This is a genomic window from Bythopirellula superficialaquae, from assembly GCF_059632245.1.
The window spans coordinates 3,528,665-3,555,124 of the sequence record NZ_CP197426.1 but is presented as its reverse complement, the minus strand read 5'-3'; the positions used below and the strand labels follow the sequence as shown (position 1 = coordinate 3,555,124).

Genomic DNA, 26,460 nt, shown 5'->3' with positions numbered 1-26,460 from the left:
AAAGCGTGCCAGCACAACCGAAAGAACCCGCGAATTTTATCAAATCATTGATCTGGTTAGGTAGACTCTGCCGAAAATTCTGACAGTGTACGGTCGGTGAACCCACGGGGTTGCGGACTTTGCGCTACAGAGAAGGCTGCTGAGTGCGGATTGGCGTTACTTAGCAGAGTGTTGATTAGGCAGACGTCACAAGAGTTCCCGGACGAGCTTTTGTTGGTTCGCGACAGCGTGTCACGGCCACTGACGGACAAGATATTCCGACCTCATGCCAGGGGGGTATGATGCGTCCAAAATCGCTTATTCTTTTAGTTCTTGCGCTCGGCTGCGGCTTGGTGGCCTCGATCGGCATCAGCCAGGTTCTCGACAGCCATAACAAGAAACAAGTTGCGGTGGAAACGGTGCCCATCTATGTGGCGCTGCACAACATCAACTTGGGTGACCCCGTCGACGACGGCATGGTCAGTCTCCAGGAATGGCCCAAGGACAAAGTTCCTAATGGCGCCGTCACGAAGTGGGAAGACATCGAAGGCCGCCGGCCTAAAGCGATCATTTTCCAGGGCGAACCGCTCAACGACGGCAAGTTCTTGGCCAAGGGCGAAACTCACGACCCGATTGCCGGCATTCCGCCTGGAATGCGGCTTAAGACAGTATCGGTGGATGCTCGTAAAAGCGCGGCCGGTCTGTTAAGTCCGGGCGACCGCGTGGATATTCAACTTTTCGTGCAGCGCAACGAACGAGCGGGTATCACCCACCCGTTTACCAAGATCATTCTGCAGAATATCCGCGTCTATGCAGTCGACCAAGCCGTACAGCGTTCTTCGGAAGGCACCGAGGAACGGAGCGTGGCGAAGACGGTTTCGTTGGTGATGACACCTCAACAAGCTAGCCGGATCACGACCGCCGAAAACATGGGCGAAATCAGTTTGATACCTCGGAATCCCGAGGATGATGTGATCGTCGACGATGCGGAACAATCGCTCGACGACATCTTTGCCAAAAGCGACGCGAGCAGCCGTGAGAAAGAACGCGAAGCCTTTGACAAGGACGAAGATCCAGCCGTCACGACGATCGAAAAAGATTTAAAGCACATTCCCGTGGCTGAAGTTGTGCCCCCGTTCCAGATGAAAATCATCTATCCGAACGAAGTGAGCAAAGTCGATTTCGACGCGACCACGGGTGAGCCGTTGGATGCTGAAGAGAGCCACGCAGACGTCAGCAGCAATAACGAAGAGACAAATACCAAGTCAGATGACAAAGAAAAAGATACTGCCAGTGGCAGCAGTGAGGGAGATAGTGAGGGAGATTTTGTACCCGATCCGGACTCGGGTTTCCCCATTGATTTGGATGACAAATAAGAGACAGGAACGAAAGCCGGACAAGGACGTCACGGTTTTCCCAAGCCGGTGTGTGACGTGTTAATCACGCTCGCAGGCCCGGCCTACTCCACGCGAAGGAAGTACAAGGATGTACCTTAAATCCACCCCGCGCAAGACTCAATTCAGTTGGTTATCGCTTACCACCCTGGTGAGCCTAGCGGTCTTGAGCTGTTTAAGCAGTAACGTCATTGGCCAAGATGCGCAAGTGGTTCGCAATATCACGCAGCCCACTGAGCGCATGGAGATGACCGTCAATTCGAGTCGGATCCTCACGCTCGATAAACGGATTCCGCGGATGGTGGTGAACAATCCGGAATTGGTGACCGTCACCCCGATTAGTGCCAATCAAGTTCAGCTTGCGGCGCGCAAACCGGGCGTGACCCAGGTCAATCTGTGGGATGAAGACGACCACGTTTATACCGTCGATGTGCTGATTTACGGCGACGTACGTGAATTGGAACTCGCTTTGGCGAAGTTATTCCCTGAGTCGTCGGTCAAAGTCGTGCGTCTCACGAACAGTTTAGTGCTGGAAGGCTATGTCGAGCGGCCTGAAGTTGTGGGACCGATTTTGCGTCTGGCGGAAGATTATGCTCCGAAGGTCGTGAATAATATCACCGTGGGTGGCGTGCAGCAGATTCTGCTGAAAGTCAAAGTGATGGAAGTTTCGCGAACCAAGTTGCGCAGATTGGGTGCCAATTTCGCCGCGTTTAGCCCTAATGGAGGTGTTGTCACTGACCTTTCTGGACTACTGCAGGCGTTTTCAATCAGTGGTCGAACCATCGAAAGTACCGTTGGACAATCGAACGTCGCCTTTGGTGTGATCGATGGAGACAATGCCTTTTTTGGCTTTCTGAGAGCACTCCAAGAAAACAAGGTCGCCAAGATTTTGGCGGATCCGACGATCACAACCGTGAGTGGACGCCCGGCCTACTTTAACGTCGGCGGCGAATTTCCCATCATCGTTCCCTCGGGTCTGGGCCAAAGCACGATTGAATTTAAGACCTTCGGTACCGAGGTTAACTTCGTACCGATTGTGCTTGGCAACGGGAATATCCGCTTAGAGGTACGTCCCAAGATTAGCGAACGCGATCCCGCGATCGGCGTCCAGCAGAACGGCTTTACCGTGCCTGGTCTGAAGGTGCGTGAAGTTGACACCGGTGTGGAACTCAAGGCGGGACAAACCTTGGCTCTTGCCGGTTTGGTGCAGACCCGGGTCGAAGCCCAGGAACGCGGTATTCCTTACATCAGCGATATTCCTTATCTCGGGGCCTTGTTCCGTGATGTGAGCGAAGAGACCAACGAAGTGGAACTCTTAATCATGGTGACTCCAGAGTTCGCCGACGGCATGGAGCCCCACGAAGTGCCACCTTGCGGGCCTGGCATGGAAACTGTTTCGCCGAACAACTGCCAGCTCTATTTTGGCGGTCACTTGGAAGTTCCGGCCTGTGGAGCGTGTGCTCCTAGTGGTTGCCCGATGAATTGTGCAACCTCGTATAATATGACTCAACCAAGTGGCTACAGCGTGAGCAGCGACGGTGGCTCAAACTATATGCCGATGCCTGCTCCGGCTGAAGCCTACGGTGCCGAACCTGTGCCGGCGGAGGGATACTACCAGCCTGCCTACAACAGTGTGGGTGAGCCGCAAGCCGTGGAGGTTCCAGCTCTGCCGCCACAAAGTCAGCCCTATGTGCCACAAGCACAACCGTCACAACCTGTCCCCGTGCAAACGCCTGAGGAAACGATGCCCGATCCGTCGGCGATCAAATTCCCCTCGCCATGGCAGGATGCGCAGGCGATGGTTCAGCGCAACCAGCAAGCTCCGCAAACTCCCACCCTGACGGCGCCCATTCGCAGTGCCACGTCGACGCCGGGGTTAATCGGGCCCATCGGCTACGACATGGAAAAATAAGCTACGTTAGCACTGATTAGAGGAGTCGGCGCTAGGGGTGTCTCTGGTATGTGCCTGTTGGCATTGTGACTAACCATTCCGCGACGGATCCGGGAACTTGAATTTCTATCATGGCAAACGTGCTTCGCATTGCGGTAGTCGATCCCAACGACGCCACGCGTGACAGCCTCAAAGCAATCCTGCTGGGGCTCGAGAGCGTGTGGCTCGAAGCGGAATGCTCGCGCTATGAGTTCTTCGCCGACGTTGTGGAGCAGACAAATCCTGAAATCGGCATCGTCTCCATGGACAACGATCCCGAGAAGGCGATTCGCCTGATCGGAGAAATCGCTGCCAAAGTGCCGACTTGCACTTTGTTCGTGACGAGCAGTTCGACCGACGGCCGCTTGATTCTCGAATCGATGCGTGCTGGGGCTAAGGAATTTCTGACCGAACCGCTCAAGGAAGAAGATCTTGTTTCAGCCTTAAACCGCGTGAAGCGGCATAGTACCGGCGAAAAGAAAACTGCCGTGCAGGGTTGCCGCGTGATCGCCGTCGCCGGAGCGACCGGAGGCGTGGGGACCTCAAGCGTCGCCGTGAATCTGGCCTGTGCCTTGGCCTCGGATCGCGACAACTCGGTCGTGCTCGTCGATTTGGACTTGGCCTTGGGTGATTGCGACGTGTTTCTCGACACGATTCCCGAATACAGCTTGGCCGACGTGGCGCAGAATGTCGCCCGTTTGGACCTAACGTTGCTGAAAAAATCACTGACGAAGCACTCATCGGGCGTGCATCTGCTTCCTCGCCCCGTGCAGCTGGAAGACGTGCGTTTGATTACGCCGGACAGTTTGCAGCGCGTGTTGGGATTGTTGAAAACTTCGTACTCGCACATTGTGATCGACCTCTCGAAATCTTTCGGAGAGCTCGATATGCAGGCCATTTATATGGCTGATGACATTCTGTTGATCACGCAGCTGGATTTGCCCTGTTTGCGGAACGTCGTTCGATTGATGATGACGTTCGATGGCGACGAAGCTCTGCGTAATAAAGTACGCATCATCATCAATCGCGTGGGACAAGACACGGGCCAGATCAGCTTGAAGAAAGCTCAGGAAACGATCGGTCGGGAAATCTATTGGCAAATTCCCAATGACTATCGCGTGATGGTCGAGGTGCGCAATAACGGTGTACCGTTGATTCAACATGCTCCCAAGGCGGGTATTACAAGCTCAATCATGCAATTGGCCGACTCGCTTTGCGGCAAGCAACGCGAGGACGGCGAATCTGGCGACAAGGATTCCAAGAGCCGCCGTTGGCTGAATCTCTGGCCGGCGAAGAGCTAGGACCAACTTGTGCGGACCTGCGATTCGTTGAATCGCAGCACTTCCTTCCGCTGCTCAGGCATAACCGTCCCAATCCGTCTTTTCGTCATCTGTCAACTCGCTTCTTGTGGGAAGCTACTTCGTCTGCCTCGAGTTGACCGGGCGTAAGCTATCTTTGCTTGACGCAATTTCTGCTGGTTTTTCACGATACGTGGCCGCATCGGTGGTTTCACGGCCAAAGCCTCTCCACGCGATCAAGCATTTGGGACTTTCAACTCATGACAAAACTCAATACAACCATGCCCGCCGTTGCTGCTCAAGATAAGCAGCACGAGTTTGAAAAGCTTAAGCAGAGCATTCATTCGAAGTTGGTGGATAAGCTTGATCTGTCGCACGTTGGGGAGTTGCAGGGCGACGTGCTGCGCCGCGAAATTCGTCTGGTGGTTGAGCATCTGTGCGATACGGAAGACACGTTTCTCAATCGTCAAGAACGCGATCGCTTGATCGATGAAGTGCTTGACGAAACCTTCGGCTTGGGGCCACTGGAGTTGCTGCTCAAGGAACCCAAGATCAGCGAAATCATGATCAACGGTCCTAAGAATGTGTTTGTTGAACAAGGTGGCAAACTAACAAAGTCGTCGGTCACCTTTCGCGACGACAAGCACCTGATGCAGATCATCGACCGTATCGTGTCGAAAGTGGGCCGCCGGGTCGATGAGGTTTGCCCGATGGTCGACGCCCGTTTGCCGGACGGTTCCCGCGTGAACGCGATCATCCCGCCGTTGGCCCTCGACGGCCCGAGCGTTACGATTCGCCGCTTCGGCTCGAATCCGCTCAAACTCGAAGATTTGCTGAACTATAAAAGCATGACCCCCGAGATGGTGATGCTCCTCGAAGGTGCCATGAAGGCGCATTTGAACATCATCATTTCTGGTGGTACCGGTTCTGGTAAGACGACGCTGCTCAACACGCTGTCGAGCTTTATTTCCAATGAAGACCGTATTGTGACCATTGAAGACGCGGCGGAATTGCAACTGCAACAAAGCCACATCGTGCGTCTCGAAACGCGCCCAGCCAATATCGAAGGCAAAGGCCGCATCTCGGCGACCGACTTGGTACGTAACTGTTTGCGTATGCGACCCGACCGCATCATCATCGGCGAATGCCGTGGGGCCGAGACGTTGGACATGCTGCAAGCAATGAATACCGGCCACGACGGCTCGCTGACCACTTGCCACGCCAACACGCCGCGAGACGCGATTGCCCGTTTGGAAACGATGATCATGATGGGCGGTTTTGATATGCCCGTGAAGGCCATGCGTTCGCAAATTGCCAGTGCCGTGGATTTGATCGTGCAGGTGAACCGTCTTTCCGGCGGTCCTCGTAAGGTGACCGCGATCACCGAGATCATCGGCATGGAACAAGACACGATCGTGATGCAGGACATATTCAATTACGTGCAAGAAGGGGTCGACGGCAACGGACGCGCGACCGGTTACTTCCAGTCGACGGGAATTCGTCCGACTTTTATTCCGCGGCTTGAGGCTCACGGCGTACGGTTGCCGGCGAGCGCTTTCCGCGAACGCATCATGCTAAGAGATTAACCATGCTTGCCGGGGCTCAAGAGGGGGGCCCCGGCGAGCCATTTTGATTGTCAATCAAATCAATCACCCAATCATTGCGAGTCGGTCATGCTTCCAAGTGTCTTCATCATTGGCGCCGTGTTTGTCGGCGTCTTTGCATTGATCGTGGGGATCGCCGTGTTCTTCCGCGATCAATCCGTATCGCAAATGGAAGGTCGATTGGCGTCACTTACTAAAGGTGACCGTAGCGATCCGTCGAATCTTTCTGAAATCGCCCAGATGCTGCAACGCGAGAAGCTCGGCAAGAGCGCCCTCGAAGCTGCCTTGTCGAATTGGCTCAATCTCTCGCTGCTGTTTGACCAGGCCGAAGTTCACATGTCCGTGGGGACCTTTGTCGCGATCTGTGCTGGCTTAGGCATCGGCTCGTCGGTCTTGGTGGGAGCGTCAGGGGCGAACGTGTTGATTGCCCCTCCCGTTGGGATCGCCTTTGCGACATTGCCATTTTTCTGGCTGCTATTTCGCCGCAAACGGCGGCTCGCCAAATTTGCGGCACAGTTGCCCGAGGCTTTAGAACTCGTGGCCCGTGCTCTGCGTGCCGGGCATAGTCTGGCCGCAGGTTTTCATCTTGTTTCGCAGGAATCGTCTGACCCGATCGCGTCGGAATTTGGCCGCGTGTTTGAAGAACAAAACCTGGGTATCCCGTTTGAAGAAGCGTTGAATAATTTGAGCGAGCGGGTGCCCAACTTGGACCTGAAGTTCTTTGTCACGGCAGTGATACTGCAACGTCAAACGGGCGGTGACTTAGCTGAGATTCTCGACAAGATTGGCCACTTGGTCCGCGAGCGGTTTGCCATTTGGGGCCAAGTCCAAGCTCTGACGGGTGAAGGTCGTTTGTCGGGCATCGTGTTGTTGGCTTTGCCGCCGTTATTGTTCATCACTGTTTATCGCATGAACCCTGAATATCTGTCGCTGTTGTTTACCGACGAACTGGGTAAAAGAATGCTCGTCGGCGGGATCGTTATGCAGTTGCTCGGGGCCTTAGCCATTCGCAAAATTGTCAACATTCGAGTTTGATATGCCATTATTCGCTACAAGCATTTGGGATTCACCATTGGTCATGAACCTGGCCATCTTCGGCGCCACTGCCGCAGCGGTGTGGTGGTTGCTTGACTTCTTTGCCGGCCACAAGCCACGCGCTGAAGAACGTTTGGCCGAACTCCGCGAGCCCAACGGCCGAAGAGGGGATTTGGTACGCGACGGAAAAGGCAAAACAAGTGCGATGAGCAAAGTGTTGGAGATGGCGTCTCCCGCACTCTCCAAACCGTTACAGCCAAAGACACATGAAGAAGTGAGCAAAACCCGGTTGAAACTCAATCAGGCAGGCTTCCGTGGTCCTAAGGGGCCGGAAGTCTTCTGGGCCTGCAAAATGGTTGGCCTCTTGGGCGGGTTTTTGATCGGCGGTGGAGCCGTCATTCTTACTCGCGGATTTGATATCGATTCGATTACTTATGCCGGCGGTATCGGGCTGCTCATGTTTTTTGCGCCTGAGATTGTCATTTGGTTTTGCACCAAGAGCCGACAAGACAATATTTTTTATGGTTTGCCCGATGCTTTGGACTTGATGGTCGTTTGCGTTGAAGCGGGGCTTGGCTTGGATCAGGCGATGCGCAAAGTGGCCGAAGAGATGAAAAAGTCATACCGCATCGTTGCCGAGGAGTTTAGCTTGTGCAATTTGCAGTTGCAGATGGGCCGAGCCCGCAATGAAGTGCTCCACGATTTAGGCGCCCGCACCGGTGTGGATGATCTCAAAGCTTTGTCGGCGATTCTAATTCAGGCCGACAAATTTGGTTCGAGCGTGGCACAAGCGCTGCGCGTGCAAAGCGATTCGATGCGAACTCGTCGCCGGCAATTGGCCGAAGAAAAGGCCGCCAAGACGGCGGTGAAGCTGATCTTCCCGCTCGTGATTTTCATTTTCCCGGCGATCTTCGTGGTGCTGGTCGGTCCTGCTGCTATCACGATGATCAATGAGCTGTTCCCATCGATGAACGGCACCAAGTAGCCATTTCAACAGCGTTGCTAGCACTGACTTTGGGTAAACTGAGCAAACAATGCCGGTTTATCCAAAAGTAGCGAAGCGACTGCGCTGGCGAGGTCGATAACGACGAAGGATGCCGTGACCCCGAGGTGACGGATCCCGGTGAATTGTTCGGACCCGCATCGAGCAATTCAGTTTCGCCGCGAGTCTTTACCGACTCACAACCTGGTGGACCCCCATGATGAAGAACATTGCGTCGGCTCTGTTGATATGTTCGCTGGCAATCAGCGCCGGTTCGGTTGTTGCCCAAGAGTGCGCGTGCAACTCGGGGCAGTGCAGCCCCATGAGTTGCCAGAGCTGCGGGACTTACCAGCAGAATCATGGATTTTGCTGGAGAATGGAAGCCGGCTACCATTCGAACAATTTGTGGCCTGCCCAGTACATCCCCACGTCGCGTTGCTATGTGAACAGCGCCTACACGGCGATGATCAACAACGGGTGGCGCCGACAGAATTTGCTCGGTGATTATCACTTTGAACCCGGGACCAATAATCTGACATCAGCAGGTAAATTGAAGGCCAAGTGGATTCTTACCCAGGCCCCTGAAGAACGCCGCCAGATATTTGTTCAACGTGGACACACTCAAGAGGATACCACGGCACGCATTGCCGCGGTGCAATCTTGGGCAGGGCATCAGAGCCCTACGCTTGAGCCCGCCATGGTGAATGACACTCACATTGTTTCCGAAGGCCGCACGGCGGCTTCCGTGGATCACGTATTTGTCGGATTCCAAACCAATCAACCTGCTCCGGTATTACCACCTGACTCGGGCGGGACGACTACGGCAAACTGATAAACACAACGACTGCCCAAAGGCAGAAACCTTTTTCTGTTACGAATCTTTTCGAGGCGGATCGAACTTACACCAGGGAGGGTGAAGTCGTGCGACCAACTAGGTTAATGCATTTGACGGTGCTTGTGGCCGCGACCGGATGTGCCATCCCCGGCGTTTCCAGCAAGAACGAAACCGCGCCGCCCGTGACCAGCCAGACGAGCTGGACCGAAAAGGTGACCGCCCCATTCAAGTCGCTCGCCCCCAAGAAGTCGGAAGTCGAAGATTTGTCGAAGACAGATCCGATCTCGCTGGGCTTTGCTACTGGGCCAACGACCCCGTCGCTCTACGTTGCCATGGCACAGATGAGCGATCAAGGTGGAAACGCGGCGCACGCTCGATCGATGTATCAGCAAGCGCTCAAGATCGACGAGAAGAACCTCGACGCGTTGCTGGGGCTTGCCCGCCTCGAAGATCGGGAAGGCAATCTGCAAGAAGCACTCAGGATTTATCAGCAAGCCGTCAATAATCATCCTGAAGATGCCCGGGCGCTCAACGACTTGGCTCTGTGCCAAGCCCGCTGTGGCGACATGCAAAAATCTTATGAGCTGCTCAGTCAGGCCGTCAAAATGCTTCCCGAGAAGCAGCTCTATCGCAACAACATTGCCAAAGTGCTGATCGAAATGAATCAACTTGATCAGGCAGCAAACCAGCTAGCCGCAGTTTACGACCCGGCCGTTGCCAACTACAACATGGCTGCGCTCTTGCAGGAACGTGGACGAACTGCCGAGGCGGTGCCCTTCTTGCACAAGGCGTTGGCGGCGAATCCTCAATTTGCCGAAGCCCATACCATGCTGACAAACATCACAGGCGGAGCGCAGGTGCAGCAGGCTTCCGGCGCGATGACCTCGGCGCTAAGCTCGCCGATTTCGTTTAGCGCTCCTATGGCCGGGACGGCCCCGATTGCGACACAGCCTGTGATGAATGTGTCGGTGGCCAACGACATTACGCCTACACCCTACGGACCCAGTGGGCCGTTGCAAGTCAACAACGGACCGGCGTATCCTTCGACGGGTGTGCCGCAAGTAATTCCCGTGCCGGCACAAACGGCGAGAGTACCTGTCGGTTATCAGCCCATGACACTGCCGGCCATTCGTTAAGCGGTTTGAATTACTGGGCTGATTTCTCAGCAACGGCTGGCTTGGCGGCGGGTTCGCGCTTGAGTTCTGCTTCGATCACCTCGATCACGTCGGGGGCATCGGGCTTGGTGCGCGGGCCAAAACGGCCCACGACGAATCCATTGCGGTCGAGAACGAACTTTTCAAAATTCCAACTGATCTCGCCCGCACCGGTCGGCTTGGTGTCGAGAGCCGTCAGCATTTTATAAAGATCGCAGGCCTTGTCGCCTTTGACGTCGACCTTAGCGAACATGTCGAACTCGACGCCATAGTTCGCACGGCAAAACTCTTCGATCTGCTCGGCCGTGCCGGGTTCTTGTCCTAGGAACTGGTTACAGGGGAAGCCCAGGATAGCGAGCCCTTGGTCGGCATACTTTTCATGGAGGGCTTGGAGTTGTTCGTATTGCGGAGTGAGTCCGCACTTGCTGGCAACGTTGACGATCAGCACGACCTTGCCTTGGTACTTGCTCAGATCAACCTTTTCGCCGTCTAGCGATTCCATGTTGAATTTCAAAGCAGACTCCTCTTGAGCAATTCCCGGCACGCTGTGGCCGCAACCCGTGGCGAGTGCAAGGAGCGATGCCCCCAACGAAAACAAATCTTTCAGGCGAGCCATTGATACTTCTCCAAAGTAAGGTGATCCGCTGATTATAACGGTTAGCGGCTTCAACCGCAGGTGGGCGGAATACTTAACATTTCTAGGCCCGCCGCTGGGCGACACGGAGTTTGGCGCTGCGCGCCCGGGGATTCTCGGTTTCCTCGCGTTCGGAAGGCAGAATGGGCTTTTTGGTGAGTACTTCCAAGCGTTCGTCATTGCGAAAGGCGTGCTTCACCAAGCGATCTTCAAGCGAATGAAAGCTGATAATCGCCAGTCGCCCTCCCGGCTTTAAGCAATCGGGAAACGTCACGAGCGATTTTTCCAGTGATGCAAGTTCTTGATTCACCGCGATTCGCAGGGCTTGGAATGTTCGTGTCGCCGGATCGATACGCAGGCCTGGCGTGCGGGGGACACAACTCCGTACCAATTCGGCAAGCTGACCTGCTGTACGGATGGGAGCGTTTCGCCGCGTTTCGACAATTTTCTTCGCAATGCGACGGCTGCAGCGTTCTTCGCCGTACTGATAGATGATGTCCGCCAAACGCTGCTCGCCGATATGTGATAATAATTCCGCCGCGGATTCGCCTTGTTCTGGATCGAAACGCAAATCGAGCGGGCCATCGAGCTGAAAAGAAAAACCACGTTCCGCATCGGCCAATTGATCGCTCGAAAGTCCCAAATCGAGGAGTATGCCGTCGACTCCTTGGATCTTGAGATCGTCGAGTACATCGGGGATGTCCGCGTAATTCGTGCCCGCGAGTTTCACGGGTAAGCCTGCTAGCCGAACTTCACAGCGAGCGAGAGCCGCGGGATCGAGATCCGCCGCCACGACAAGACCCGTGGGACCAACCGCACGAGCGAGGGCCTCGGTGTGTCCTCCTCCGCCGAGCGTGCCATCGACAAAAATCTTCCCCGGCGCAGGGGCGAGCCATTCCAAAACTTCGTTAAATAAAACAGGGATATGGCAGGTTGGCTCGGCCACGTACAATCCGCCTTTCGCATGGAACCGGCCACACCCGCGACCAGCCTCTCCCCATCATCATACAATATTTACTCACTTCGTCTTGAGCCTGGATTTGCGAGTACACATGGAACCGTGGATCGATTACGAATTGCCTGCCGAATTGATAGCTCAGCAACCGCTCGAGCATCGGGCGGATGCGCGTTTGATGGTTCTTGATCGAGAGGCTCAGTCGATCAGCCACGCTCATATTCGCGATCTGCCACGAATCCTGGAGCCCGGCGACCGGTTGATTCTCAACGACACCAAAGTGATTCCCGCTCAGTTACGTGGGAACCGTGTGAGCACTGGTGGACGTTGGCAGGGACTGTATTTGGGAACGAATTCCCAAGGGGATTGGCGGCTTGTGTGTAAAACGCGAGGTCACCTGCATCCGCCCGAGCAAATCACGCTGGTTGATCGCAACGGCAAGACTTCAATTAAACTTTGGCTGCTGGAGCAGCAAGAGGAAGGGATTTGGCTCGCACGCCCCGAGGGGGATCGACCGACGCTCGAAGTTCTCAATGAGGTGGGGCACGTGCCATTACCCCCTTATATTCGCAAGGGGCATTCGGTCGATTCCGACTTTGCCGACTATCAAACCGTGTTCGCACGCGCTCCTGGTGCCGTGGCGGCACCGACCGCGGGATTGCATTTTACTAAGGAACTTCTCAAAGCGCTCGAGCAATCGGGTATTGGCTTATCGGTCGTGACGTTGCACGTTGGCATGGGAACGTTTCGCCCAATTACCGTTGAGGACGTGTCGCAACATCCGATGCACACCGAGTGGGGCGAGTTGGGCGAAGTCGCCGCGAAAGAAATCATGCTCACCCGCGGCAAAGGGGGGCGGAATATCGCTGTGGGGACGACCGTCGCCCGGGTGTTGGAATCTGCCGCCCGCGAGCAAGGCTTGAGCGGCGATAAGGCACAGTTGATTCAGCCGTGGCAAGGCGATACCAACTTATTCATTCGCCCGCCGTATGATTTTAAGCTCGTGGAGGGCTTGCTCACGAACTTTCATTTTCCCCGAACGACCTTACTGCTCTTGGTTCAAGCCCTCGGCGGAACGGAGTTGGTTCGCCGTGCTTACGAGTTGGCTATCGCCGACGAATATCGTTTCTACAGCTACGGCGATGCCATGCTAATTCTCTAGCTGGCACGCAGCGCATAAAAAAGGCTCTCCTCCAGGAAATTGGGGCAGTAACTCCCTGTGGTGAGGAGAGCCCATGTGTTAGCAGAACACTTGGCTCGTGTGCGACATAGCGGCAGAGCGCGGAGCATGGTCGCTGGGTTGGTTGAACCAACAAAAATAAGATCGACCACCCATCGACTGGACTTTAGTGGCAATCAGTGATTTCTGATTTCATGAGGAGCAAATTTGCCTGTAAGCGGTAACGCTATAGCTATGAACCAAGCACGGAATTGAGTTCCGTGGCTGAACGGTCAAAGCTGTTGCCGGTTTCCGTGGCCAACAAACCCACGGAGGTGATGCAAACGGCAACGATCAACGCAAGCATTACAGCGTACTCGACGGCAGTGGGACCATCTTCCTCGATCAGAAGGCGCTTGAGAAAAGTTTTCATGAGATATCCATCCAAATAGGTGTGTCCCCCGAGGGTGGGGAGCCAATCCATGTCCTACCTGAAACTTATCTCAAAAAATGAGGGGCACGCGGACTGTAGCGGCGAAATTGCCGTACAACGAAAGCGCGCAGCAGTATGGAAACGGTCGTGCCGGTTATACAGCTGGCTATAAGAACGCTCAGACGCTTAGGCTTGGAACGAGCTACCGCAACCGCAGGTTTTCACCGCGTTGGGATTCTCGAACGTGAAGCCACGCCGTTCCAAACCATCATAGAAATCGACGGTCGTGCCATCGAGATACAGAGCGCTCTTTTTATCGACAACCACAGGAATGCCATGAAACTCGAATTTCGAGTCGGCTGTCTCGTCGTAGGTCTTGTCGAAGCCGAGAGAGTAGCTGAAACCACTGCACCCACCACCAGCCACACCCACTCGGAGCAGCGTGCCGTCTTCGAGCTTCTGATCTTCAATAATCCGCTTAACTTCTTTGGCGGCTTTCTCGGTCAAAATAACGCTCATTTCAGAATCCTCGATCAATGCGGATGCAAATTTCCAGTGGCGAAGCACAAATTCCGCCTGCAACCAAATTATAGCAAAAAATCCTGCGAGAAAAGCCCGAACTGCTCTAGCCCATTTTTCGCAGCTTTTTGACTGCTGTCGTGACAATTTCCACGGCCTTGTCCACTTCAGCGGGACTATTGAAGCGGCCCAGCCCAAACCGCAGGCTGCTGCGGGCCCAATCTTCGCTGAGCCCCAGCGCCGTGAGAACATGGCTTGGCCCCGGCTCGTGGGACGAGCAGGTTGCCCCCGAACTCACGGCCAGGCTTCCCATTTCCAGTAGCAAAGCTTCTCCATCGACATCGCCAAAAGCGATATTCAAGTTGCCTGGCAAGCGTAAGAGATGGTCAAGCGGCGATTCAAGTTGTGGGCCGCACAATTGAATGCCAGTGAGGTTTTGCTGAAGTCCAGCGAAAAGTCGATTTCTCAATCCTGTGAGACGTGCTTCCTCGTGCGCCATTTCTGCCTCGCAAAGTTCCAGTGCTTTAGCGAACCCGACGATTCCCGGCACATTCAGTGTGCCGCTACGGCGTCCCCCTTGCTGTCCCCCGCCGGTAATTAGCGGAGTGAAGCGGACCATCGGGCTCCCTTGCCGCACGTACAGCGCACCAATTCCTTTGGGGCCGTAAATTTTGTGCGCCGAGAAGCTCATCAGGTCGACACCCAGATCTCGCACATTGAGCGGAATCTTGCCGACGGCTTGGGTGGCGTCGCAATGGAGCAGCACCCCGCGATGCCGACACACGGCGGCGATCTCGGCAATCGGTTGAATCACGCCGATCTCGTTGTTGGCGAGCATGACGCTCACCAAGATTGTTTCGTCGGTGATTGCTTCGGCGAGTTGCGCGGGATCGAGCCAAGCCGCGCGGGGCGAGCCGTGTTGTTCGATGTCGAGCAAGGTGACGGTGAAGTCGCGTTGGCCAAGCCGTTCCAAAGGTTCCAGCACCGCGCGATGTTCCGTGCGAACGCTGATAAGATGTTTGCCGTGGCGCTGGTTGCGTTCTGCCACGCCGCGAATGGCGAGATTGTTGCTCTCGGTGGCACCGCTCGTAAAAACGATCTCTTCCGGTTGAGCGCCGATATTAAATGCAATCGAAGCCGTCGCTTCTTCGACAGCCGTCCGTGCAAAATCTCCGAAGTGATGGCTCACGCTTCCGGCGTTGCCGTACTCCTCGGAAAAATAGGGGAGCATCGCCTCGACCACGCGGGGATCAGTCCGCGTCGTGGCGTGATTGTCCATGTAAATGAGCGTAGGGGCGGGCATACTTTAAGCGTATACCGAAGCACGCAGCCCCGCCAGCTAAGCCGCAAGCAGTCACTTGTGGTTTAGCGGCCGAACAGTGCCCGTACGACGATCTGTGACCACGATTCGAAGTGGTCGAGTTCGGCTAGGATTTCATCCACAGGGCGGAAACCGGCTTCGAGGATTTCGGTCTCGCGTGGCTGCACCAAGGGTTCGGTCACGTCGAACAGATGCACGACCCCCAGGTGGACCTGACCCACGGGGGTTTCGTCGTCGTTGATCAAGCCGACGCATTTTTCCGTGTAGGCCGTATCGAGGGCGATTTCTTCTTCCAACTCGCGCAGCATGCCCACGCGGTAAACATCGGCGATGCTGCCGGCTTCGGAATCGTCGGTGGAGATGTGACCGCCAATGCCGACGCTTCGCTTGGCGTGCAGCCGCTTCTCCCCTTGCCCGCCGCCGCGTGTGTATTGAAACAACCGCGCCACCCCTTGATCGTCGGTATGACGAAACACCATGTAGGGGATCAATTGCTTGAAGCTGGGATCTTGTTCCATCTCGCCGCGAGGGCGGTAGCTGAGCTCTTGGCTATCCAAGAGGGCCGGCAGATACGTGTCGAGGTCCGCCGAGAAGCCTTGAAAGTGCCCCAGGGCGTGAAACTCACGAGTCGGCAAGACAAGAACACGTTCCTCGGCAACGGTCGGCATGGCGAATCCCTTCGGCGGAATAAATAGCGGCTGATCGAAAGAGAAAAGTATAAACGAGAGCCGGTACCAGAAAAAGGAGCTTCATAACGCCCGACCGTTAGCCGTAATTTTCAAACTTTCAGGTTCCCCTCGATCGAATCGTCGAGCGTTTTGCCGATGAGTGCCCCGATCATGATTTTGATCCCCGCCACGGCGTTGCCGTGTTTAGTGTCCCAATAGTAGCCTTCGCTGGGCGTGACCTTGATGACCGTAATTCGTGGGTCGTCGATTCCTTCCGTGAACCAGGTGCCAATCGTCGGATGCCATAGTTCTTTGATCTTGGCTTTGTCCTGGGTGATCGTCGCGCGGCCATGAATCTCCAAGAAGTCCGAATGGGGGGAGCCTTGGAAATACAGGGTTACTTGAGGGTCGAGCGCAATTTCCTGATTCTTGTGACTATCTATCGGGCTCAAGAACCACAGATTTCCAGCGTCATCAACTTTGCGAACATTCATCGGTCGCGCGCCGGTGGAGCCTTCCGCTCGGACAGCACTACAAAAGAAACAGCTTTGGGCCTTATCGACAATCGTTTTGATTTGTTCGACGGCTCTGTCACCGCTCAAGTCGGCGTGATTTTGTTCGGGCTGGTTCTTGTTGATCGAGTCCATGGCAGTCGCTCCTCATGCGAGTGAAAAAATTCACTGCCAAGAGATGCGAATTGCGTGCCAAGGTTTGACTTTTATTTGCCGAGTCCGCGACTTACCCGAAACACATGGCCATCGGGATGGCGGACATGCATCTCGCGCACGCACCAGGGCATGTCGGTCGGAGGCCAAGCCACATCCAGACCTTGTTCCACACATCGCTGATGAACGGCATCGACGTCGTCCACCCAAATTGACATCCAGACTCCTTTGTCAGCCGTCTCGTCCCCGTCGGGGCCAAAGGTTGCTTTGCCAGGACCCTTGCCGCGATTACCCTGACCTCCCACGCACAAGAAGATTTCGCATTCCCCCGAACCGACTGCACCAAACGCCGGGGGTGTGCCCCAATCCCAGAGCTTCCTCCACCCCAGTTTTTCAAACCACGCTAAGCTCTCCGACAGATTGGAAACATTCAAGATGGGCGTGATCGCTTTGGCGTACATAGGTGTGACCTGAAAAGAGGTTTGTAATAGCTTTTTGCGATGTTTACGAAGCAAGAATCAACTTGTGTTTTCACTTGCCAAAGCCTTGTAACTGCTTCTTGTTGGAACCTAAGTCATTGACCCCGGATTCAAATTGGCCCAAACCGACAATGGCATGCTCGCCTTTTTTTCTTACCAAAGTTGCCAAAGATTTAATGCCTTCGCAAATGATCTGCGAGTCGCTCCAGCCAAGTTGTTTTTGTAGTTCGTCCCGCAGCTTTGCAGTATCGTCATCTAATTGTGCATGAATAATTAAGGGCATAGTCAAAATTTTCCTAGGTTCTGCTGCTTATTGCTCAACAAACTGTGCTTTGGTCACAACGTGAAACACTAAGGCATAAGCCGTGAGGGCCATTACAAGCAGCGCACCAGACAGGCGAATCGTGAGGCCAACGACTTCGAGCAAGGTGTAATTGAATTGCGACCAATACAACCAACTTGAAACTGGAAAGAGAACCAGCAAACTGGCTGCTAAAAGTTTAAGCCAAGCCTGAGATTTGAATGGTTGGCGATGATCGGAGGGCTTGTTGTAAAACAATAAACCAACAATCATCACTGCCAAAATCACCAAGCCGCCGATGCTGCTCAGATGTTGGAGAAACTTGAAGATGGGAAACTTGCGAATGCCAATGTCAACCAAGCCGTTGAGAGCTGGAAAGGTTTGGGTTCCCCATCGGCCATGGTGCGTGAAAGAATCCCAGAAGATGTGTGTGTATGCTCCAATCACAATCGCGACCACCACGCACAGCCAATACGACCAGGAGATCTGCAAGCGGCCACCAGAGTAAGGTGCTATTCGGTCTTGGACAAACCGGGGTAGCAGCGATTCCAGCGGTGCTTTGAGAAACAGATGAAACAGTACAAACGCCGCCAATCCCAACGGCAGACAAGTCGTTAGCACGAGCGATGGGTCGTGCATCAGCCAATAGTTGGAGATGGGGAAAAACAGCGGCAGATCAGGGATCATGCTGCCAATTGCCAGCGCGGAAAATGGGAGACTCCGACTGCACCAGGCAATCGGCAGCACGGCAACGATGTGCGACGGTGTAAACGGCATTTCGTTATTATAATCTGCGTGGGAAAACTCTGAGAAGCAGCAGCCTTGCAAATAGCAATCTTGCTATTCGCAGCGTTCACAGGCAGGTTTCGAAGTCGCGCACGGTTTGCATTTGCCGGATTTGCACTCCTCGCAAATCAGTCCCCCTTCGCAACGCATACAGGCGCCATTACAGCAACCTTCGAGGCAGAGTTGAGGGAGGAAGCCACATTCGTTGGCGAGCATGCCTTGCGCTTTTTTGAGTTCCACTTGGGCGATTTTCAAAGCGACGATCTGCTCGATCAAGTGGGCTTCGGCTTGGTCTAGGTCGGTGCGTGCACTGCTGATTTTGAAGACGGGCACGTCATCGGAATCGCGAGTTTTTTCCAGTTCTTCCACTCGCTTGCGCAGGTCTAGCACCGTTTCTTGAGCCAACACGATGCGATTCTGTTGCATTCCAATCTTATAAGCTGCGCTTTTGATTTCGGCCGAGGCTTTGGTTTCGGTGTCTTCGTAGAACATGGCGAGTTGCCGGCAACGCACTGGGACTTCATGTTCGTAGCAATGCAGGCAGCGAATCGTGTGGATCAAACCTTCACGTGGTTCGACCGTGCCAAGCGTGGAATCCGCGAAAGCAAGCACGCCACGCGTGACCGGCAGCGTGATTTTCTCCATGTTGCAGAGTACGATGCCAAGGCCACGCAAGTCGTGACGGTTTTGCAGGCCGAGAGTCAGCTCCATGTCGACATTGACCGTTTCGAGTTCCGGCTGCCAGTCGACGTGGGGCCAGAAGAATTTGTGTTCGTTGAGTGGGCAGCCGACCAAAGTTTGTAGTTGGCCGTTGAGTTGCAGTCGCTGCAAATCGAGCTGCGCAAGTTTGTCCTCAAGATCGCGAAATTGTGTCCCCACGGTCGCACGATCGAGTTCGTCGGGGACTGCCATACCGGCTTCACGCAGCTTGTCGATGCGATTGTAGGTGAGCTCGACTTCCTTGAGGGCGTGCTCGAGGTAATGCTTTTGCGCTTCCAGCCCGCCGAGTTGATAGAAGGCAGTAAGTGCGGACGCGGCGGCGTTGTTTCTGACAGAGCAGGCGTGGAGCGACAATAGATCGCGGTCGAGGCAGTAGTTTTCGGCAACGCCTTTGGTATCGCACTCGATGATGACCTGGGCCCAATGCCGTTCGAGCTCGACCATGTTCGCCACAGTCGCATTGGCCGCGGCATTGCATTGGGCTGTTTCCGCGTTGATGAGTTCGTAGGTTTCCGATGGCGCGGGGAGCGGTTGAGGCACCCATTCCAAAGGAATTTCCTGGGCGAGATCAGGTGGGGGTGATTCACATTCGCAACTTGAGTAAACGCAAGGTGCGTACGGGGTGCGCGGGACGCCGCACTTGGCACAGGGGCATTTGCAACCCACGCCAAACGTCATCAGCGGTATGAGTCCAAGAATTGCGAAAAACCGTCGAAGCATGATAACTGTTGCAGTTGTGTTGATCCCACCGACTGCGTTTGTTATCGAAAACCACTTATGCCGGGCGCAACAGTTGATCGCTTTTTTCCGCAAGCACCACTCAGGCAAACTTTGACGATTAGGACTATTGTGCCGACGGCAGGTGTAACCCCATGAAATCACGCGGATTTCTCGGCGATAGCATAGAGCTGCAGTGGTTCGCCTTTGCCTTTGACTGCTTGAGGTGGCAGCGGCAGCGTTTGAAATTCTGCTGGCAGCAGGGCTTTGGTTTGTTCCGTGATCAACAGCTGTTGCCCCACGGTTTTGGTGAGTGTCTCGACGCGTGAAGCCATATTCACCGTGTCGCCGATGGCGGTAAATTCCTGCCGTTTAGGCGAGCCGATGCTACCGACAATCGCGGGGCCGGAATTGATGCCGACGCCAATCTTAAGCCCCGGCCAACCAACTTTGGCGAGTTCTGTGCTCACGTTGTCCAAACAGCGAAATAATTGCTGGGCGGCAGTCACGGCTTGCCGTGCGTGATCGGGTTGCTGTGGTCCAATGCCGAACAACGCCATGAAACCATCGCCCAAAAATTTATTCACCATCCCGCCGTTGGCCTCGACGGTTTCCACGGCATCGCGAAAGAAGATATTCAATGCCGCCACAACTTCTTGCGGCGTGTGTTTGGCCGAATGTTCGGTGAAGTTGCGAACGTCGACAAACATCACGGTGATAACTTGCTCGCTGCCGACGAGCCCATCCCCTTGCGCGAGAATTTGTCGTGCGGCAACTTGCCCGACATGACGGCCAAAAGTTTCTTGCAAGCGTTCGCGGTCACGCAGGCCTTGCACCATCGCATTGAAGCGTTCGATCAAAGGTCCAAACTCATCGGCTCGCAGCAAGTCCACGCGAACATCGTAGTTGCCTTCGCTGACTTTGATGGCGGTTTCACCGAGCCGTCGGACCGGTCCGACGACGAGTTGACCCAACATCCAGGCCGTTGTGAGGGCGAAGATGATCGCGACCGCGCCCACGGCGACGCCGAAAAAGGGAGCGTCTTTCGAGGCTTGGGGAACGAGCAGTAACAGGACGAGCGAAACAACGGGGCTCACCACCGCGGAGATCGTGAACATCATGCCGTGGGCAATGATGTTCAGTGGCACGGCACCGGGGACATTCGCTGGGCTGCTGTTACGAAAAAATACGGGGTACAAAACTCGTTGGCTGATCAGCTCCACGGCAAAAAAGCTGTGGTTCACGGCAATGAGCGAAGCCGTCACGAACGAGGCGGCCAAGTGCCATACCACTTCGGATTTCAGCTCGCCCGGCACGGTCGCGAGCGCCAGCGGAAAGACGGCGATACACGATAACCAACTCAAGCCGGCAACGATCAAGATCCACCAAGGCAAGTTGATCACGCTCCGTCGAGCCGTTAAGAGCCGCGATTCATCGACGGGGAATCCTTGCAGCAGATTACGATGAATCGGCCGCAGCCAAATCAGTGGGGCAACCCAGCAGGCCACTGCGAGCGGATAGATAATCGCGTTGTAAACCAGCCAGCATTGATCGAACCGATGCTGCTGGGCTTCAGAAAGAATGGGCCAGATTTGCCGCTGATTGTAGAGAATGTTGAAGATGCTGCCGACCACGTTGGCAATCACCGGCGAAACACCGACGATCAACAAGCCGTGGCGCTCGGCAAAGGACCAACTTCGGCGATTGTCGGGAGCTTCTGACGCGGCCATTAGGGGGCGATCACTGAGTTCACATGCGCCATGAGTTGTTCTGTGTCGGTCAAATCAGCGAGCAGCAGATCGGGCTCACAAGCCGCGAGTTGGTCAAACGTGGCACCGCCAGTTGCCACGGCGACGGCATAGGCATCGATCGCCCGCGCGCATTTCACGTCGGCAGGCGTGTCGCCAATAACGACGACCTTGCCATTTCGCGCTCCGTGACCATTGGCATGTTGCTTGGCAGCGTCGAGTGCTGCCACAGCGATGTCGCAGCGATCGGTCCAATCGTCGCCGTATCCGCCGAAGTGAAATCGCTCGAACAATTTGTAATGCGAAAGTTTCGCTCGAGCACCTACGGCGATATTACCCGTGAGCAATCCAATCGACACATGTGGCAGAGTGGCCAATTCATCGAGCAACTGCACGACGCCCGGCAGAATTTCACCGGCAGACCGGGGCAAGACTTGTTCTAGTCGTGGTAAGAACGCGGTTGTGAACAACTGCCAATTCTCGGGCGAGGCATCAATTCCATGCACTTGCATCAATTCTTGGGCAATCGCTCGATCGCTGCGGCCCGCGAAACCGACGTTACTCGAAATTTCGCTGATACCAAAGAGCTCGTGGAACGTTTCAGCAAAAGCGATCTTCCCCGCGCCACCCGTGTTGATCAGCGTGCCGTCGATATCGAATAGTATTGTGGTCATGAAAACTGTGCGGGTCGTTGGAGGTAGGCAATCTGGCATTGTAAGGAAGTGGGTCCTGGCTGACGAGCCGACCGGTTAGCGGTAGGGGCTGCGCTAGCGATAGGGACTGTGGCCGCGGGCTTGGCGTTCGCGGTTGACCAGCGCCAAGGCTTCCGGCTCGATTTTCAGAAGTTTGACCAACTGCGAGCTGCTAACCCCTAAAGATTCCGCAGCGCCCGCCAGATCAAATTCAGCGACGGCGGTCCAATCAAGCGCCTCGGCTAAAAGTCCCGGAAAGTTGTCGTGCTCGCCATTCACGGAGAGTTTGCCCCCTGCGGTGCGAGCTTGCCAGAGTTCCGAGGGCACCGACGCTGGGTTTGTGCGATGTGTGATCGCAAGTTTGATTCGTAGCCGGTGAAGAGCGACTTGCCGGTTTTGTTCCTGGCTACGCCGTTCATTCGCCTCGGCATGGATGGCTGTGGGACGATGCTCGATCACCACCGCGGTTTCGACCTTATTACGATGCTGGCCCCCTGGACCTGAACGACGGGTCCGCCGAATGTCGCAATCGGTGAGTAAATCATCAATTGGTAGCTGTGCAGGATGGGCCATCGTGATCGGTCAATGCAACAAAGTCGCGCTCTGAACTGCAAGTGAAACAGGCACTTTTGCGAGTCCCGTCGAAGTTGCTACAATCTAACTCCTTAACTGTTGGACACTTATTTCGAGGTTGCGGATGTGGGCGCACAATTTGCATGCATAGAATCAGGCGAGGCGCTCGGAGTGCGCTCCCTTCTCTTTCTACCATGCAATGAAGTCCTAACTCCATGTCTGTAGCCTCTCAAACTCTGGAATCTCGACCGTTGGCTACGTCAGACACGTTACCCCAGTATGCTAATGAGGGGTTCTACGACGAAATGTTCGATGAGGAAGGTCGGCCGCGGAAGCAGGCCGACTTGCTCTATGATCATCTCCAGAAAATGTCCGTCGAAGAGCTGCGGCTTCGCCAGCAATCGGCTGATCGGGCTATGGTGAGGCTGGGCATAACGTTCAATGTGTACGGCGACGAGCGCGGCACCGAGCGAACGATCCCCTTCGATATTGTTCCCCGCATCATGGAGAGCAAAGAGTGGCAGTGGATCGATCGTGGTCTCAAACAGCGCATCTTAGCGCTCAATATGTTTATCGACGATATTTATCATCGTCAGCAAATTCTTAAAGATCGGGTCATTCCCGATCATGTGATTTTGTCGGCCCCATCGTTCCGGCAACAATGCGTGGGCTTGAACCCACCGAAAAAAATCTGGTGCCATATCACGGGCACCGACTTGGTCCGTGGGGGTGACGGTCAGCTTTATGTGCTGGAAGACAACTTGCGCTGCCCTTCGGGTGTGTCGTACGTTCTGCAGAATCGCCAATTGATGAAGCAGACGTTCCCGCAGTTGTTTGAACAGTTGCGTGTCAAACCCGTGGTGGATTACTGCAGCAAGTTGTTGGATTCGCTCCAGTATTTGATGGAAGGCCAGTCCAACCAACCGACCGTGGCGGTGCTTTCGCCGGGTATTTATAACTCAGCTTATTTCGAGCATTCCTATCTCGCCCAGCAGATGGGCGTGCGGCTCGTTGAAGGCCGGGATTTGGTTGTGAACAACGGTTTTGTGTTCATGCGGACCATTTACGGCTTCGAGCGGATCGACGTGCTTTATCGCCGGGTGGATGACGATTTCCTCGACCCGGAGGCGTTCCGCAAAGATTCGATGCTTGGCGTGCCAGGTCTGTTTAACGTCTACCGCAACGGCAACATCGCCTTGGCAAACGCGCCGGGCACGGGTATTGCCGATGACAAGGTCGTTTACGCCTACGTTCCCGACATCATTCGTTACTATCTCAAGGAAGAGCCAATCCTGCCGAATGTTCCCACATACTTATGTTGGGATGAGAAGCAGCGCAACTATGTTCTGGCCAATTTAGATAAGCTCGTCGTGAAACCCGCCAACGAATCGGGTGGGTACGGCATGCTCATCGGTACGCAATCGACTGCTGAAAAGCGGGCCCAATTCGCCGATTTGATCAAAGCCAATCCCCGCAATTACATCGCTCAGCCGACGCTGGAATTGTCGCGTGTGCCGATCCTCACGGAAAATGGCCTCGAAGGCCGACACGTGGATTTGAGGCCCTACATTATCTACGGTCGTGGAATTCATGTCTTGCCCGGCGGGTTAACTCGTGTGGCGCTTACCAAGGGTTCGCTTGTGGTGAACTCATCGCAGGGTGGCGGCAGCAAAGACACCTGGGTTTTGGATGGAGAGTAAGTCCGATGCTCAGTCGTGTTGCTGAATCTTTGTACTGGATGAGCCGCTATGTCGAGCGGGCGGAAAACGTTGCCCGTTTCATTTCGGTGAATCTGAATTTGATTCTCGACTTGCCAGGCAATGCCCGTGAGCAATGGTTGCCATTGGTGCTGACGACCGGCGATTACGACAAGTTTCAAGAACGGTACACCGATGCGACCCGGCAGAATGTGCTCCATTTTTTGACAGGCGATCACGAAAATCACAATTCGATCATTTCTTGCCTGTATGCGGCTCGGGAGAATGCCCGTAGCATTCGCGAGATCATTTCGTCGGAAATGTGGGAGCACATCAATCGCTTCTACTTGATGGTGCAAGAAACGCACGGCAAAAGCCAAAGCCTGGAGCATTTGGTCGATTTCTACGAGCAGATCCGCTACACCGGACAGCATTTTGTCGGTGTGACCGACGCCACGATGACGCACGGCGAAGGTTGGCACTTATGCCGGATGGCTCACCTGATCGAGCGGGCCGATAAGACTTCGCGAATTCTGGACGTGAAATACCTGATGCTCTTGCCCAGCCCCGAGGACGTCGGCACGGCCTATGACGATTTGCACTGGACGGCGCTTCTGCGATCGGCCAGCGCATTCGAGATGTATCGCCAACGCCACGGACAGATTAAGCCTGACCGCGTGGTTGATTTTCTGATTTTGGACCGGGAATTTCCCCGGGCGGTGCTGTATTGCCTGACCAAAGCGAATGAATCGCTCCACGCGATTTCGGGGGCCGCTTTGGGGGGCTTTAGCAATCCCGCCGAGCAGCAGTTGGGCCACCTCCACGCGAGCCTTGCCTATGCCCGAGCTCCGGAAATCATTTCCCGCGGCTTGCACGAGTTCGTCGACGATTTGCAAACGCGGCTCAATGATTTGAGCGACGCGATCTACGAAACCTTTTTTGCCATGCGGCCCATTGAATCGTACAGCAACAGCATGAAGCAGTTTCAATCTCTCAACCACAACAAGCAATTGCAGTCGCAGAGTTAGTTTCCGCCTTCAATTCCTTTGTCCAATCACCCAGTCAAGGAACCCAGCGTGTTACTTCAAATTCGGCACGTTACGACGTATCGCTATGACAAAGCTGTTTACTGTGAACCTCTGACCATTCGCCTGCGGCCCCGCAACGATAGTTTCCAGCGACTTGAGCGGTTTCGCTTACGAATTCAACCCGAGCCGACGGGCATCACTCACTTTCAAGATTTGCATGGCAACGACGTCACCCGTTGCTGGTTCAAAGGCTTTACGGCCAATCTGACCGTCACCACCGAATGCGTGGTCGAAACTCTGCTCAATAATCCGTTCAATTTCTTGATGGCTCCCGAGGCGGTGACCTTGCCACTACGGCATTGCGACCAATCCAATCCGTTGTGGAATCACTTTGCCGCCCCCATGACCGACTCGGACGTATTGCGCCGCTTGGCATCGGAAGTGTTGCAGGAATCAGGCGGAGATACGCTGGCGTTTCTCACACAGCTTACGGGGCGAATCTATCGCGACTTCGAAACCGTCGTCCGACAGGAAGGTGCCGCCTACGATCCGGAAACCACTTGGCAGCAGCGCAGCGGTGCCTGCCGAGATCAAGCGATCCTGTTCAACGAGATTTGCCGTTTGGTTGGACTCCCCGCGCGGTTTGTTAGCGGATACGGCTACAGCGATTTTCGGGACGAGCGGCATCTCCATGCCTGGTCCGAAGTGTATCTACCTGGCGCAGGTTGGCGCGGATTTGATCCCACGATTGGGTTGGCCGTTTCCGACCGCCACGTAGCGGTGGCTGCAGCGCGTGATTCGGCGGATGCGGCTCCCACGAGTGGCACATATCGTGGCAATGGCGTGACTTCGACGCTGGAAACCCAGGTCATGATCGAACGCCTGGATGACCCCACCATAGAGGGAGTTGCCGCGCCTGCCATGGTAGGCGTGAAGAAAGAAGCGCAGATCGTGCTGGCCGGATGATTGATGAGAAAAAGCGACGCTCAATCAGCAGACGCTTAGCTCTCACTTCTACCGGGCTTTAACTTTCGCTACTGCCGGGCAGTGAGCGCACGATATCAAGAGTGCAATAGACGACAAAACCGACGCAAGCGATCAACAATGCTGGACTGAGCATCAAAGCCTCCCAGTTCAAACTCCTTTGGTCAGCG

26 protein-coding genes are annotated in these 26,460 nt (G+C 54.9%); 12 read left to right on the top strand and 14 right to left on the bottom strand.

Going from position 1 to position 26,460, the window contains the following annotated elements; all coding sequences use genetic code 11:
* Positions 1-278: 278 nt before the first annotated feature.
* The 8 genes from cpaB to SH678x_RS14515 all read left to right on the top strand — a co-directional run bounded on the left by cpaB (position 279) and on the right by SH678x_RS14515 (position 10,193).
* Positions 279-1,355, top strand: a complete 1,077-nt coding sequence (gene cpaB / locus SH678x_RS14550; RefSeq protein ID WP_496919179.1) for a Flp pilus assembly protein CpaB — start codon at positions 279-281, stop codon at positions 1,353-1,355.
* Positions 1,356-1,464: 109 nt separating this feature from the next.
* Positions 1,465-3,285 (top strand): secretin GspD/PilQ domain-containing protein, encoded by a 1,821-nt coding sequence (locus tag SH678x_RS14545; protein WP_496919178.1) that lies wholly within the window; start codon positions 1,465-1,467, stop codon positions 3,283-3,285.
* 110 nt (positions 3,286-3,395) lie between these two features.
* Complete coding sequence (locus SH678x_RS14540; RefSeq protein WP_496919177.1) at positions 3,396-4,604, top strand: AAA family ATPase; 1,209 nt, start codon at positions 3,396-3,398, stop codon at positions 4,602-4,604.
* 257 nt (positions 4,605-4,861) lie between these two features.
* On the top strand, positions 4,862-6,187 hold the full coding sequence (locus SH678x_RS14535) for a TadA family conjugal transfer-associated ATPase (RefSeq protein WP_496919176.1): 1,326 nt from the start codon (positions 4,862-4,864) through the stop codon (positions 6,185-6,187).
* An 87-nt stretch (positions 6,188-6,274) separates the two neighbouring features.
* Positions 6,275-7,240: a type II secretion system F family protein gene (locus tag SH678x_RS14530; RefSeq protein ID WP_496919175.1), complete on the top strand. Its 966-nt coding sequence runs from the start codon at positions 6,275-6,277 to the stop codon at positions 7,238-7,240.
* Position 7,241: 1 nt separating this feature from the next.
* Positions 7,242-8,225 (top strand): type II secretion system F family protein, encoded by a 984-nt coding sequence (locus SH678x_RS14525; protein ID WP_496919174.1) that lies wholly within the window; start codon positions 7,242-7,244, stop codon positions 8,223-8,225.
* A gap of 373 nt (positions 8,226-8,598) precedes the next feature.
* A complete protein-coding gene (locus SH678x_RS14520; protein ID WP_496919173.1) occupies positions 8,599-9,054 on the top strand; it encodes a hypothetical protein in 456 nt (151 codons plus the stop codon).
* 89 nt (positions 9,055-9,143) lie between these two features.
* Positions 9,144-10,193, top strand: a complete 1,050-nt coding sequence (locus SH678x_RS14515) for a tetratricopeptide repeat protein (RefSeq protein ID WP_496919172.1) — start codon at positions 9,144-9,146, stop codon at positions 10,191-10,193.
* A 10-nt stretch (positions 10,194-10,203) separates the two neighbouring features.
* Here the strand turns inward: SH678x_RS14515 and SH678x_RS14510 are convergent, their stop codons facing one another.
* Positions 10,204-10,827, bottom strand: coding sequence for a glutathione peroxidase (locus SH678x_RS14510; RefSeq protein ID WP_496919171.1), 624 nt, complete (start codon positions 10,825-10,827; stop codon positions 10,204-10,206).
* 82 nt (positions 10,828-10,909) lie between these two features.
* Positions 10,910-11,791, bottom strand: a complete 882-nt coding sequence (rsmH, locus tag SH678x_RS14505; RefSeq protein WP_496919170.1) for a 16S rRNA (cytosine(1402)-N(4))-methyltransferase RsmH — start codon at positions 11,789-11,791, stop codon at positions 10,910-10,912.
* A gap of 106 nt (positions 11,792-11,897) precedes the next feature.
* Here rsmH and queA point away from each other — a divergent pair, with 106 nt between their 5' ends.
* Positions 11,898-12,962 carry a tRNA preQ1(34) S-adenosylmethionine ribosyltransferase-isomerase QueA gene (queA, locus tag SH678x_RS14500; protein WP_496919169.1) on the top strand — a complete coding sequence of 355 codons (1,065 nt, stop codon included), beginning with the start codon at positions 11,898-11,900 and terminating at the stop codon, positions 12,960-12,962.
* Positions 12,963-13,212: 250 nt separating this feature from the next.
* Here the strand turns inward: queA and SH678x_RS14495 are convergent, their stop codons facing one another.
* From SH678x_RS14495 to SH678x_RS14440, 12 genes are all read right to left on the bottom strand, one after another.
* Positions 13,213-13,392, bottom strand: a complete 180-nt coding sequence (locus SH678x_RS14495; protein ID WP_496923073.1) for a Flp family type IVb pilin — start codon at positions 13,390-13,392, stop codon at positions 13,213-13,215.
* A 186-nt stretch (positions 13,393-13,578) separates the two neighbouring features.
* The gene (locus SH678x_RS14490; RefSeq protein WP_496919168.1) at positions 13,579-13,911 is read right to left on the bottom strand and encodes a HesB/IscA family protein; all 333 of its coding nucleotides are present in this window, start codon (positions 13,909-13,911) and stop codon (positions 13,579-13,581) included.
* Between the two features lie 106 nt (positions 13,912-14,017).
* Complete coding sequence (locus tag SH678x_RS14485; RefSeq protein ID WP_496919167.1) at positions 14,018-15,214, bottom strand: cysteine desulfurase family protein; 1,197 nt, start codon at positions 15,212-15,214, stop codon at positions 14,018-14,020.
* A 62-nt stretch (positions 15,215-15,276) separates the two neighbouring features.
* On the bottom strand, positions 15,277-15,900 hold the full coding sequence (locus SH678x_RS14480) for a phosphoesterase (protein WP_496919166.1): 624 nt from the start codon (positions 15,898-15,900) through the stop codon (positions 15,277-15,279).
* Positions 15,901-16,010: 110 nt separating this feature from the next.
* Positions 16,011-16,547 carry a pyridoxamine 5'-phosphate oxidase family protein gene (locus SH678x_RS14475; protein WP_496919165.1) on the bottom strand — a complete coding sequence of 179 codons (537 nt, stop codon included), beginning with the start codon at positions 16,545-16,547 and terminating at the stop codon, positions 16,011-16,013.
* Between the two features lie 71 nt (positions 16,548-16,618).
* Positions 16,619-17,080 (bottom strand): bleomycin resistance family protein, encoded by a 462-nt coding sequence (locus tag SH678x_RS14470; RefSeq protein ID WP_496919164.1) that lies wholly within the window; start codon positions 17,078-17,080, stop codon positions 16,619-16,621.
* 16 nt (positions 17,081-17,096) lie between these two features.
* On the bottom strand, positions 17,097-17,327 hold the full coding sequence (locus tag SH678x_RS14465) for a ribbon-helix-helix domain-containing protein (RefSeq protein WP_496919163.1): 231 nt from the start codon (positions 17,325-17,327) through the stop codon (positions 17,097-17,099).
* A 27-nt stretch (positions 17,328-17,354) separates the two neighbouring features.
* A complete protein-coding gene (locus SH678x_RS14460) occupies positions 17,355-18,122 on the bottom strand; it encodes a DUF4184 family protein (protein ID WP_496919162.1) in 768 nt (255 codons plus the stop codon).
* A 63-nt stretch (positions 18,123-18,185) separates the two neighbouring features.
* Positions 18,186-19,571: a TolC family protein gene (locus SH678x_RS14455; protein ID WP_496919161.1), complete on the bottom strand. Its 1,386-nt coding sequence runs from the start codon at positions 19,569-19,571 to the stop codon at positions 18,186-18,188.
* Positions 19,572-19,729: 158 nt separating this feature from the next.
* A complete protein-coding gene (locus tag SH678x_RS14450; protein WP_496919160.1) occupies positions 19,730-21,298 on the bottom strand; it encodes an adenylate/guanylate cyclase domain-containing protein in 1,569 nt (522 codons plus the stop codon).
* The gene (locus tag SH678x_RS14445; protein ID WP_496919159.1) at positions 21,298-21,990 is read right to left on the bottom strand and encodes an HAD family hydrolase; all 693 of its coding nucleotides are present in this window, start codon (positions 21,988-21,990) and stop codon (positions 21,298-21,300) included. Before SH678x_RS14445 ends, SH678x_RS14450 begins: the two co-directional genes overlap by 1 nt.
* Positions 21,991-22,083: 93 nt before the next feature.
* Positions 22,084-22,581, bottom strand: a complete 498-nt coding sequence (locus SH678x_RS14440) for a peptide chain release factor family protein (protein WP_496919158.1) — start codon at positions 22,579-22,581, stop codon at positions 22,084-22,086.
* 215 nt (positions 22,582-22,796) lie between these two features.
* Between SH678x_RS14440 and SH678x_RS14435 the strand changes: the two genes are divergently transcribed.
* Genes SH678x_RS14435 through SH678x_RS14425 form a run of 3 tightly spaced genes read left to right on the top strand, consistent with a single transcriptional unit; the run spans position 22,797 to position 26,272 of the window.
* On the top strand, positions 22,797-24,281 hold the full coding sequence (locus SH678x_RS14435) for a circularly permuted type 2 ATP-grasp protein (protein WP_496919157.1): 1,485 nt from the start codon (positions 22,797-22,799) through the stop codon (positions 24,279-24,281).
* A 5-nt stretch (positions 24,282-24,286) separates the two neighbouring features.
* Positions 24,287-25,306 (top strand): alpha-E domain-containing protein, encoded by a 1,020-nt coding sequence (locus SH678x_RS14430; RefSeq protein ID WP_496919156.1) that lies wholly within the window; start codon positions 24,287-24,289, stop codon positions 25,304-25,306.
* A 48-nt stretch (positions 25,307-25,354) separates the two neighbouring features.
* Positions 25,355-26,272: a transglutaminase family protein gene (locus SH678x_RS14425; RefSeq protein ID WP_496919155.1), complete on the top strand. Its 918-nt coding sequence runs from the start codon at positions 25,355-25,357 to the stop codon at positions 26,270-26,272.
* The last annotated feature ends 188 nt before the right edge of the window (positions 26,273-26,460 follow it).